Annotated in this window: 11 protein-coding genes and 1 tRNA gene; 7 read left to right on the forward strand and 5 right to left on the reverse strand. The window is 35.2% G+C overall.

The annotated features are described in order from the left end of the window. Nucleotides 1-176 precede the first annotated feature (176 nt). Nucleotides 177-800 (forward strand): VanZ family protein, encoded by a 624-nt coding sequence (locus FG390_RS16275; RefSeq protein ID WP_141191865.1) that lies wholly within the window; start codon nucleotides 177-179, stop codon nucleotides 798-800. Nucleotides 801-847: 47 nt separating this feature from the next. Here FG390_RS16275 and FG390_RS15090 read toward each other — a convergent pair whose 3' ends face one another. Then, nucleotides 848-1,693, reverse strand: coding sequence for an aldo/keto reductase (locus FG390_RS15090; RefSeq protein WP_281279692.1), 846 nt, complete (start codon nucleotides 1,691-1,693; stop codon nucleotides 848-850). A 226-nt stretch (nucleotides 1,694-1,919) separates the two neighbouring features. Further along, nucleotides 1,920-2,276, reverse strand: a complete 357-nt coding sequence (locus FG390_RS15095; protein ID WP_141191866.1) for a winged helix-turn-helix transcriptional regulator — start codon at nucleotides 2,274-2,276, stop codon at nucleotides 1,920-1,922. Nucleotides 2,277-2,568: 292 nt separating this feature from the next. On the opposite strand from FG390_RS15095, the gene FG390_RS15100 reads away from it, so the two are divergent. Further along, nucleotides 2,569-3,780: an MFS transporter gene (locus FG390_RS15100; protein ID WP_141191867.1), complete on the forward strand. Its 1,212-nt coding sequence runs from the start codon at nucleotides 2,569-2,571 to the stop codon at nucleotides 3,778-3,780. A 42-nt stretch (nucleotides 3,781-3,822) separates the two neighbouring features. On the opposite strand, the gene FG390_RS15105 is transcribed toward FG390_RS15100, so the two are convergent. The 3 genes from FG390_RS15105 to FG390_RS15115 form a co-directional block, all read right to left on the reverse strand. Continuing rightward, nucleotides 3,823-4,434: a DedA family protein gene (locus FG390_RS15105; protein WP_141191868.1), complete on the reverse strand. Its 612-nt coding sequence runs from the start codon at nucleotides 4,432-4,434 to the stop codon at nucleotides 3,823-3,825. Nucleotides 4,435-4,724: 290 nt separating this feature from the next. Next, a tRNA-Gly gene (locus FG390_RS15110) sits at nucleotides 4,725-4,795 on the reverse strand. 99 nt (nucleotides 4,796-4,894) lie between these two features. Next, complete coding sequence (locus FG390_RS15115) at nucleotides 4,895-5,209, reverse strand: DUF2730 family protein (protein WP_141191869.1); 315 nt, start codon at nucleotides 5,207-5,209, stop codon at nucleotides 4,895-4,897. Nucleotides 5,210-5,463: 254 nt separating this feature from the next. Between FG390_RS15115 and FG390_RS15120 the strand changes: the two genes are divergently transcribed. The 5 genes from FG390_RS15120 (at nucleotide 5,464) to FG390_RS15140 (ending at nucleotide 11,317) form a co-directional block, all read left to right on the forward strand. Then, complete coding sequence (locus tag FG390_RS15120; protein ID WP_141191870.1) at nucleotides 5,464-6,219, forward strand: DeoR/GlpR family DNA-binding transcription regulator; 756 nt, start codon at nucleotides 5,464-5,466, stop codon at nucleotides 6,217-6,219. A gap of 41 nt (nucleotides 6,220-6,260) precedes the next feature. Continuing rightward, nucleotides 6,261-7,076: a Cof-type HAD-IIB family hydrolase gene (locus FG390_RS15125; protein WP_141191871.1), complete on the forward strand. Its 816-nt coding sequence runs from the start codon at nucleotides 6,261-6,263 to the stop codon at nucleotides 7,074-7,076. Nucleotides 7,077-7,277: 201 nt separating this feature from the next. After that, complete coding sequence (locus FG390_RS15130) at nucleotides 7,278-9,452, forward strand: ArnT family glycosyltransferase (RefSeq protein ID WP_141191872.1); 2,175 nt, start codon at nucleotides 7,278-7,280, stop codon at nucleotides 9,450-9,452. Nucleotides 9,453-9,807: 355 nt separating this feature from the next. Further along, nucleotides 9,808-10,767, forward strand: a complete 960-nt coding sequence (locus tag FG390_RS15135) for a glycosyltransferase family 2 protein (protein ID WP_141191873.1) — start codon at nucleotides 9,808-9,810, stop codon at nucleotides 10,765-10,767. A 145-nt stretch (nucleotides 10,768-10,912) separates the two neighbouring features. After that, nucleotides 10,913-11,317 (forward strand): GtrA family protein, encoded by a 405-nt coding sequence (locus FG390_RS15140; RefSeq protein WP_141191874.1) that lies wholly within the window; start codon nucleotides 10,913-10,915, stop codon nucleotides 11,315-11,317. Nucleotides 11,318-11,444 lie beyond the last annotated feature (127 nt).

The following is an 11,444-nucleotide window of genomic DNA, read 5'->3' on the forward strand; positions in this document are numbered from 1 at the left end:
TTTTTCATTTATTTCATGCAGTAAAGCATAACGAAAAAGCTGATTAAATAGCCCTATACCGGTGTATTTTAGAAAATCGGTGAATAATTCAGGTTATATTATTTTGGAAGGAGTAGATCTTCATAAGAGAATCCATCATAAAGCCGAAAATAGTTATTACGACAATTTTTTCTTGCATGATACTATTATTCTATATTTTCATTATCACTTTTAATGGTCTAGTAAATATTTACGATCTTCTAACTAATATTTTGTTATTTAACGTTATTTTTTTCTTCATAACAAAGAAAGTCATTCTTAATAAATTTTTAGAGTATATCATCTTTATTGTTTTTGAGATATACGCATGGATCTTATACATATTAGCCATTGGGATGAACATCAACTTTTGGATATTTGATATCAGAGGTTATCAGGTTGTTGAACACTTACACATATTGGTTAATTCGACAAATTTTATACCATTTAGAACGATTGTATCTCAAGTGAGTCATTTTTCGTTTTATAATTATGAACAATTATTTGGTAACATTATTTTACTCGCTCCGCTATGTTTTTTCTTCTTGCACTTTAATTTAGTTACAATGAAAAAATCATTTCTTATCATGCTTTATTTTTCACTATCTATTGAGATAATCCAATTTGTCATAATTGACGCTATGTTTTTCGGACATAGAGTAATAGATATTGATGATATTATTTTAAATGCATTGGGTTCTGGACTTGGTATAGTGATTTATCAGATATTAAAAAGCTTTGAAAAAGGTTTGCTAATAATAAAAAATAAAATGATTTCTTGATATAAAAAAGCTGATCCCAAAATGGGTGGATCAGCTTTTTCGTATAATCAAAAATCAAAATTATCAGGATCTGGCCCAGTACGGTGATCTTGATTTAGGCTACTTATTTCCGCTACTTCGTCAACGGTTAATTCGAAGTCAAAGAGATTACCGTTTTCGATGATACGGTGCTCTTTTGTTGATTTTGGAATAATTACAACGCCTTCTTGTATGTGCCAACGTAAGATCACTTGAGCTGGAGTTTTGTCGTGTTTTTCAGCAATTTTTACAATCGTTTCGTTATCTAATAATTCCCCAACCATAAGTGGTGCCCATGCTTCAAGACGAATGTCATGTTTTTCACAGAAGTCTTGAAGAGGTTTCTGTGTGAGACGTGGGTGGCGTTCAACTTGGTTGATGACAGGTGTTACTTCAGCGTCTTTCAGTAAAACGTCTAGATGATGAATTTGAAAATTGCTGACACCAATCGCACGGATTTTTCCTTCTTTATAAAGATGCTCAAGGGCCTTCCAAGTGTCCTTGTATTTACCTTCGACTGGCCAGTGGATAAGATAGAGATCGAGATAGTCCAGACCTAATTTGTCTAAACTTGTTTGGTAAGCTTTGATCGTGGAATCATAGCCTTGATCGGCATTCCAAACTTTTGACGTAATGAAGAGATCTTCTCTTGAAAGACCTGTTTCAGCGAGCGCTTCTTTAATCCCTTGACCCACGCCTTCTTCGTTTTCATAGATAGCAGCTGTATCAATGCTGAGATATCCTGCTTTAATGGCTGCTTTTACAGCATCACTTACTGCAAGACCATCTTCCACGCGAAAAACGCCAAGACCAACCCAAGGCATATTAACACCATTATTTAAAATTACTTTATCTTGCAAACTCGTTAATATCATATTGGGATGTCCTCCTTATTATCTACTCTAGCATGACGAGTAGCTGTTGGTACGATCATAACCTCTATGAGATAACATGAAAAGTACGCACATTAATGTAATATAGGTACTAAAAAGTGCCTTTTGTATTTTTGGTTAAGGACGGGATTTATATCGTAAAAACCTCCCTCTCTACATGCAAAGCAGATAGAGAGGGAGGTTAATTTTTGCTAAAAGGTATTTTTTATTAAGCTTCCACAGTTGGATTGACGAGAGCAATATTTGGATCTCCGTATTTTTTCTCCAAATGGCATTCTCCCCATTCACACAGTGAATCTAAGATGGTTTTTAAGGACCAGCCATAATCGGTAAGGGAATATTCCACACGTGGAGGGACTTGATTATAAGATTTACGCTCTATAACACCGTCTGTTTCCAATTCTCGTAACTGCTGGGTGAGCATTTTTTGTGTAATTTGTGGCATAGCTCGTTTTAATTCACTCGTTCTTTTTGTTCCTTTTGTTAAGTGACAAAGAATAACAACTTTCCATTTTCCACCAATAACTTCAAGAGTCGCTTCGACGGGTATGTTGTATGTTTTCATCAAAGAATCTCCTTATTTAAATTTATTCTGTATAAAAAGAAGTATCTACGCCATGATTTAAATATAAGACTATATCGATTCAAGTTAGCTCATTTGAATAATCATTATCATAACACATATGAGAACAAAAGTAATAATACGTTACTTTTTGGTGCCTATGGAACTATAAAGTACGTTCTTCACAATAAGAAATAAACCCATCATAATAGGTTTTACCGCGGAATAGCTACTTGATAATTAGATAGGAAGGCAAACTATCTATACATAAAATAAAAAAGGGGAGTTTATAGATATGAGTATGGATCTTTCAGTAGAAACCCAATTGAATAAAAAGAAAAGTACGTTTGCGTTACTTGCTCTAGCCATTAGTGCTTTTGGTATTGGTACAACGGAGTTTATTAGTATTGGTTTATTGCCTTTAATTTCAAACGATTTAAACGTTTCAATCACAACAGCAGGTTTGACAGTTTCTTTATATGCCTTGGGTGTAGCAGTAGGGGCTCCTGTTTTAACGGCATCAACCTCTCAAATGTCACGTAAAGCCTTATTATTATCGATTGTTGTGTTATTTATCATCGGAAATACTGTGGCTGCTTTTGCTACAAGTTTAGCTATTTTATTAACGGCCCGTGTGATCTCAGCACTCGCTCATGGGGTATTTATGTCTATTAGTTCAACAATAGCTGCAGATCTCGTCCCAAAAGATAAGCGTGCCTCAGCGATTGCCTTTATGTTTACAGGACTTACCGTCGCTACGGTAACAGGAGTTCCGATCGGTACCTTTATTGGACAACAATTTGGCTGGAGAGTTTCATTTATCGCGATTGTTATCATTGGTATTATTGCTTTTATTGGTAATGTTATTCTTGTTCCATCACATCTTCAAAAAGGGGCTAAAACTACTTTTGGAGATCAATTGAAAGTTATTACAAACGGCCGCTTGCTATTAGTATTTGTAATAACAGCTTTAGGATATGGCGGTACTTTTGTGACTTTCACATTTTTATCGCCTTTATTAGAAAAAGTGACAGGTTTTAGTCCTGGAAGTGTAAGTTTTATCTTGCTTCTCTATGGAGTTGCGATTGCGATTGGTAATATCTATGGTGGTAAGGTCGCCAACCATCAGCCGATACGTGCACTCTATTATATGTTCATCGTGCAAGCCATCATTTTGTTTATTTTAACTTTTACGGCTCCATTTAAAGTCTTTGGCTTGATCACGATCTTACTTATGGGATTACTCGCTTTCATGAATGTACCAGGCTTGCAGCTTTATAGTGTGATTTTGGCACAGCGTTTTGTCCCAGGTGCAGTTGATGTGGCATCAGCGATCAATATTGCCGCTTTTAATGTTGGAATCGCTGTTGGATCATATATCGGAAGCCTTGTTACTGAATCGATGGGGTTAATTCATACAGCCTGGGTTGGAGGTGTTCTGGTAGCACTAGCTGTAATATTGACTGTTTGGAGCGGCAGACTTGAGAAGAAGGAGGCAGAGGCTTAGTATTTTGAGATTAGAAAAGCAAGATAAACCAATAATATGGGGTCATCTTGCTTTTTTCTTTTTATAGAAATAGAGAAAGATAAAAATAATCATTCCTAATAAAATGATTCCATAAGTTAAATTCGAGTAAAGATCGAAAAAGTTGACAATATCTTCCCAATTATCTCCTACAGCAGACCCCAATGATATGAGCAGGATATTCCAAATCAATGTGCCAATAGTTGTGAATAACAAAAATAGGTTGAAATTCATTTTCGTTATGCCTGCTGGAATAGATATGAGACTGCGAATAAGCGGAATCATTCGACAAACCAGAACGGTCCAATACCCATATTTTTTAAACCAGCAATTGGCTTTATGTATGCTTTCTTTTTTCACTCTAATGATATGTCCATAGCGATCTAAAAAGCTTTCCAATCGATCAATATGAATCAGTCTTCCAATACCATACAAAATGGCAGCACCAATAACGGAGCCAGCCGTCGCAGCAATAACCACACCTACAAAAGAGAGATTTGATTGGTGGGTCATAAATCCACTAAAGGTTAAAATAACTTCAGAAGGGATAGGTGGGAAGACGTTTTCAAAGGCAATGAGTAAGAAAACGCCAATGTAGCCATAGGTTTCAATAAAGGATGCTAACCAGTTTTCCATATAAACCTCCTTTTCTGACAAAAATTAACTTACTTAAAAAGTTTTTTGCAAAATGTATTCTTAATCTACGAAAAACATGATGATGGAGTTTCGTCTCTTTTTAAATGGATTTATTTCGTTTCATACATTTAAGTTACTTATAATAAAACATTATAAAACTGATGTAATAGAGAATTATACTACCAAGTTTTGGTTTTGTTCACAAAAAAACCTCATATGATTTCGTATTTAGAAGAAATGTGTCATTACAACTAAGTTCGATTTATAAGAGGAAATTTCTCATCAGTGGAAGCGGGTGATGGGAATCGAACCCACAACTAGAGCTTGGGAAGCTCTTATTTTACCACTAAACTACACCCGCAAATATATATAGTCTTAAACCATGTTAATTGTAAAACTATTCCTGAACCGAGTCAATATGAACATGAAAAAGATCTCATGCCAAATGCTAAAATGGGATTTAGAGCGTGGTTTGATTTTTGTTATACAGGTGACGTGCCTCTTTGCTTATCAATAATTGATCTTGAATTTCTAAACTAGTTAATTTGTTAGGCTTTTGAACCTGAATCTCTTGAATTTGTGCATTCACTCGTTTTAGTTCAACTTGTAATTTACTAAGATCTTGGTTGTTTGGTAGGCCTTTATTATTCATTTGCATAGATTGTAGCTGATTTTGAAGTGACGTTTTTGCTTTTTCAAGGGCCATGAGCTGATTGTCTGTATTATTAAGTGTTTGATGAGTGGTAATAATTGTAGGAACCTGTGGTATCTGCATATAGAGCACCCCACCTTATCGTGTCAAAATAATTAATTTAATTATACGATACGATATACATGTCATTTTGATATGGGCACGTGGTGGGGTTTTTACTAGGACAAGCATGGCTAGTAGGTCATTAGTCCTTGGACGATTGTCTTTAATTGGTATTTAAAATGGAGTGAATTCTAACTAAATAAATAATGGACTTACAAAATACTTGTAAAAACATATTTAATTACTTATAATTACTTATATAAAGGAGGGAATCCATGTATCAGGAAGAACGACTTTTAAAAATTCTAGAGCAATTAAATGAACAGCAAAGTATGTCTGTTAGTGAAATTTGTAACCGATTTCAAGTTTCAAGAGATACAGCTAGGCGAGATATTGTGAAGCTTGTAGAGCAAGGGGCAGTGATTCGTACACATGGAGGTGTATCACTTCCAAAATTGAAAGAAACGTTGCTTGCTTATCGTGAAAGAGTGAACGCCTATTCTGAAGAGAAGATGCGTATCGGTGCTAAAGCGCAAACGTTGATAAAGGAAAATGAGAAATATTATTTTGATGTTTCTACAACGGTGAGTTATTTAGCTGAGCAGTTAAAAAAGAACGTCGATGTTTTCACCCATTCGTTAGATATTGCTGGGATTCTCTCTAATCAAGCTGATATTTCTTTATTTCTTTTTGGGGGACAGTTGAATGTCAATAATCGCTTCTTCTTTGATATGGAAAGTATACACCAAGTTTTGAATATGCATTTTGATTGTGCTTTTTTAGGTGCTGCAGCAATTATGGGTGATGGGATTTACTTTGAAGATAAGGATGACGCATATATAAAAAATACGGTTGTAAAACGTACTTCCCGAAATATTGTTTTAGCAGATAGTAAGAAATTTAGTTTATCAAGTTATTACAAAGGGATCGATTGGCAAGATATTGATGTCATCATAACAGACAAACTGCCGCCTCAGTCATTTGTGAAGATATTTCAAGATTATCGTATCGAACTTTTACTTACAGATTAACATTTGTCACAGGCAAATCCATTTGTTAGGAGAGGGTTAAGATGTCTTATAAATTGGTATGTAGTGATATTGATGGTACGATCATTAATTCTGAACATAAATTAAGTTTGGGTACTCAAGAAGCGGCGAAAATATTACAACAAAGACAGATTCCACTTGTTCTTGTGTCGGCACGCATGCCACAAGCGATTATTCCACTTCAAAAGGAACTAGGGAACACAGGCCCGTTGATTTGTTTTAGTGGAGCCCTTGTTTTAGACGAAGAAAGAATGGATGGTTCACGTGATATTTTAAAGAATGAGCTTCTAAATGAAGCAGATGTGAAAGAAATATACAAAATATGTGCTGAAAAATTTCCACAAATTAGTTTTACGACATATAACGCTAGACAGTGGTATGTTCCATCAAAAGAGGATGGATGGGTGATTGAGGAACATGAAATTACGGGAACGCCTATGGAGTTATTTCAATTTGATACGGATTTATATCCAGAGGTAAATAAAATTTTATGTGTGGGTCCCGGTCAAGTCATTCGTGCTCTAGAAGCACATTTACACATTCATTTTTCTGATTTAACGGTATATAAATCAAAACCCACATATTTAGAGATCATGGGACGTCATGTATCTAAATCATCGGCTATTGAAATTATATTAGAGCGCTACCACTTGACCAGAAAAGATGTGATTGCCTTTGGTGATAATTATAATGATATCGATATGTTAAAAATGGCTGGTCTAGGGATTGCAATGGGCAATGCACCAGCTGAAGTGAAGGTTATTGCAGATGCGGTCACATTGTCGAATGATGAAGAAGGTATCAAAGTAGCCTTAGAAAAATATTGTTTTGTATCGTAATAAATTCAAAAAACAAAAATAAGGCTTAAACATGATAGAGAAGAGTTAAAAGATAATTCACCTTTAAAAAAGATGGATTATCTTTTTTTATGCGTTTTTATAAGTATAGAACTTATTATTCCATTAATAAATATTTAAGAATTATTCTTCATAATAGACTTATCAATTGTGAAACAAATGCTTTGGAAGGAGATAGGAATTATGAGTGATAAGTCAAAAAAGAAAATAGATATTTATCTTATTGTGGTTATGTTGATATCAATATTTCTCAATTTTTTTAAATTATATGAGGCAGGATCAAATACTTACTATACCGTTGCGGTTAAAAGTATGATGAAAAATTTTCATAACTTTTTCTATGGTTCCTTTGATCCAGCAGGCTTTATAACAGTAGATAAACCACCTGTAGCTTTGTGGATTCAAACATTAAGTGCGAAAATTTTTGGATTAAGTAATTTTAGTGTGTTATTACCAGAAGCGTTAGCAGGAGTCGTATCCGTTTATATTATGTACAGATTAATCAAACCAAAGTTTGGTAGATGGGTAGCTCTTTTATCCAGTCTAACTTTAGCAACAACACCAATATTTGTCGCAGTCATTCGGACTAACAATGTTGATAGTATTTTAATTGTCACCTTACTATTTGCCACATGGGCTCTAATGAAAGCCATGGATAAGCAAAAACTGAGATGGTTTATCTTGAGTGTCATTCTCATTGGTGTTGGTTTTAACATTAAAATGATGGCTGCCTTTATGATCCTTCCAGCTATGTATCTCTTTTATTGGGTTGCAATGAATGTTAATTGGAAGAAGAAAATTATTCATCTAGCCATAACAACAGTTGTTTTATTCGCGATATCTTTGTCTTGGGCTACTGTGGTAGATCTTGTACCAAAAGACAGCAGACCTTATATAGGAAGTAGTCAAACAAATTCCGTTCTAGAACTTGCGCTTGGCTATAATGGATTATCAAGATTAATCGGTCAACAGGGTCAAAGTCAAAGTATGATGAGAACTAATAGTGATCATAGTCAAGGACTATCATCAACTAACACTCAATCGAACTCATCACAAAATAGTTCACAGGTTAATGGTGAAAATATGCCTAGATCATCTGGGCAACCCGGATTTCAAGGAGGAGCACAACCTCCGACTGGAAATGGACAATTTTCTAATTCAAATCAAGGGCCGGGTCAAATGATGAGAAATAGTCAACGAAGTGGCGGCATGTTTGGTACAGGTGAGACAGGTCCACTTCGCTTATTCTCTAAAGAGTTATCAGGCCAAGCAAGTTGGTTACTGCCATTCACTCTTTTTACAGTCATAGGTTTAATTGTTCTCTATCGTAGACAAAGAAGGTTCACCATTCAACATAAAATAACTTTGTTTTGGGTAACGTGGCTTGTACCTATGATGGTTTTCTTCAGTATTGCAGGTTTTTTCCATCAATATTATTTGAGTTTACTAGGGCCAGCTGTTGCAGCCTTAGTGGGTATCGGAAGCACTATTCTTTGGCAATTATATAAAGAAGATAGAGGATTTGCCGGTTGCTTATTACCAATAGCAATCTTGTTCACCTTCGTATTTGAAGCTATTGTTCTATTAGAAAATAGATCAGGGATTTCTATCACTTGGTCAATGATGGCTTTAATTATCGGATGTCTTTCCTTCTTTACCATGATGTTACTTAGAAAAAGGAAAGAAGTGTCTCATTATGTAATTTCCGCTATTCTTTTAGCACTACTCATTGCACCACTCGGATGGACATTACCATCAACATTTAATCACACCAATAGTTCAATACCTGTAGCTGGACCAAGTTCAATAACTTCAGGAGGTATGGGCGGAGCACCAGGAGGACAAATGGGTAAATTAAGTAATCGTATGAGTGAAAATAATATGCCACAATTTAATGGAGCATCTAATGAAACTCTAGGTATCGCCCAGGGTCAAAATACCATGAAATTTGGAAATCAAACGGGTCAACCAAGGGGCATAGAAGGTGAAAATAACACCGAATTACTTACTTATTTGAAAAAACATTATAACGGAGAAAAATATATCCTAGCGACAGTCAGTGCTCAGTCTGCCTATTCTATTATGATGAATTCAAGTTATGCCGTTATGGCTATGGGCGGTTTTTCAGGAAGTGATCCCGCTGTAACGCCAGCGAAGCTAGCAAAGATGACAAAAACAGGCGAAGTGAAATACTTCCTCATCTCCGGTAGTCAAAGAGAAAATCAAAGCACTATACAATGGATAACTGAGCATTGTAAGAAAGTATCTAATAGCGAATGGAAATCTAATAGCAGTAACGATAACAATCAAACATTTAGTGGACGTCAATCGCAGACACTTTATGTATATCAAGGTTAATTTCTGAAGATGAGAATCTTACTACAAATTGAATGGAATAGAAAGCACATATCATGTTCAGGCATAGAGATAATCCAACGACATTTAAATAATACAAATAGTGAAGTTATACAATTCGGAAGCGAAGTTACGCAAAAAAGCTTAAGGATGCGTAATACGTCCAGAAGAAACGCAATTCGTCCCCAAGGATACGCAATTTATGTTCGAAGTTATACGATATTTTATCGATTAACAATAATCACTCATAAGTTCTACAAACCCAATATTATCTTCTCCAATTGGATAACAACAGGGCATGTGTTTTCTAAAAAAATATAGCTTGAATTTTATTTTTTAAGGAGGTTTAAAATTTACTATGGTTAGAAGCGTTTATTCTATTATAGTTCCTGTATATAATGAAGAAGCTGTGATTCTAACTACATATCAACGATTACAAAATGTGTTAGAGGCTACAAGTGAATCATACGAACTTATTTTTGTTAATGATGGCAGCCGTGATATGACCGTTTCTCTATTAAAAGGCTTAGGAGATGAAAATGTAAAAATCATTGATTTTTCCCGAAATTTTGGTCATCAGGTCGCTATAACAGCAGGAATGGATTATGCTGAAGGAGATGCAGTTATTGTTATTGATGCCGACTTACAAGATCCGCCTGAGTTAATCTTAGAGATGATTGAAAAATGGAAAGAAGGCTACGAGATTGTCTACGCAAAACGAACAATACGAAAAGGGGAAAGTTTTTTTAAAAAGAAAACAGCAGCACTATTTTATAGACTTCTTCGTTTATCGGCAGACGTTGACATTCCTTTAGACACCGGAGACTTTCGTTTAATTGACCGGAAAGTCTGCGATGAAATAAAACGCATACCAGAAAAAAATCGATTTGTACGCGGCTTAGTCAGTTGGGTTGGCTTTCGTCAAACTGCCATTGAATATGAACGGGAAGAAAGATATGCAGGTGAAACAAAATATCCGCTGAAAAAGATGCTCAAGCTATCGATTGATGGGATTACTTCCTTCTCCTACAAACCTTTAAAAATGGCAAGCTTTTCAGGCATCTTATTGTCGTTTGTTGGTTTCATTTATATGCTATTTGTTATATATTTAAAAGTGTTTACTAATCATACTGTAACAGGATGGGCGTCCTTAATTGTGATTCAACTTCTGTTTAGTGGATTGGTTCTTTTCAATCTTGGTATTGTAGGTGAATATATTGGGCGCATTTACGATGAAGCCCGAGATAGACCGCTTTACATTGTTAAAGAATTTTATCCCGCAATAAAGGGTAGTAAAACCCCCACATCAAGATCATAGATGTAAACGAGAGCATCCGAGTGGGGAGAAACTTACCGTAAAAGTCCGATTGGTTCAGACTAACATCAGTGGGGGTGAAGAATTTCTCCACTGGTTGAAGCTTCCCTTTATTATTTAAACCAAAAAATAGGAGACACGTCTCAGCATGTCTAATTCAATTGTATCTATAATTAAGTTTGGTATTGTTGGGTGTTTGAATACACTCATTGATTTTATAGTTTTTGCTCTATTAACAGCAGTAGGGATTCCTTATGTGATCTCACAGTGTATTTCCTATGGAGCAGGCGTTCTCAATAGCTATATTCTTAATCGTTCATGGACATTTAAACAAAGTAAACAAACAGGCAAAACGCAAGAGTTTGGAAAGTTTGTTGTGGTAAATATTGTGACTCTCTTCATTACATTAAGTTTGTTAGCTTTTTTTTACCAAGTCATGGGTTATCCTAAGTTAGTTAGTAAAGGCATAGCAACCATTATTGGTGTAGCTATAAATTTTGTTGGAAGTAGATTTTGGGTATTTAGAGAACATCGGAAAGCGAAGGATATATAATATTACCTGATTGCGATGAAATGGATATTTCATCGTTTTAATTAGTGACTTTAGTCAGTTGAGTACGTGAAACGTGCGAAACAATAAACCACCTGCTATGCGGGTGGGGACCAAAATGTTATACAAA

It is taken from the genome of Terrilactibacillus laevilacticus (assembly GCF_006517395.1).
Classification (GTDB): domain Bacteria; phylum Bacillota; class Bacilli; order Bacillales; family Sporolactobacillaceae; genus Terrilactibacillus; species Terrilactibacillus laevilacticus.